Below are 212 nucleotides of genomic sequence, written 5' to 3' on the forward strand. Positions count from 1 at the left end.
GGCCTTACAGCGGATGAGGCTATGGACAAGATGATGATGCTTGGGGACATCTCTCAAGGTTCTGCGGATAAAATGTCTCGTATCGCTATGGCATACGGTCAGATGTCTTCTGCCGGGAAGGTGCAGCTGGAAGATGTTAAGCAGATGATTGAGGCTGGATTCAACCCGTTACAGGAAATCAGCGAGTCAACGGGTGAATCCATGTCGTCATT

Annotated in this window: 1 protein-coding gene; it reads left to right on the plus strand. The window is 49.5% G+C overall.

Features of this window, described 5'->3' with window-relative positions:
* Positions 1-21: 21 nt before the first annotated feature.
* Positions 22-212 (plus strand): tape measure protein (locus HJY11_RS14625; protein WP_208076572.1); only part of this gene is annotated, 191 nt, incomplete at its 3' end.

The sequence above is a fragment of the Bittarella massiliensis (ex Durand et al. 2017) genome (genome assembly GCF_017566145.1).
Taxonomy (GTDB): Bacteria; Bacillota; Clostridia; order Oscillospirales; family Ruminococcaceae; genus Bittarella; species Bittarella massiliensis_A.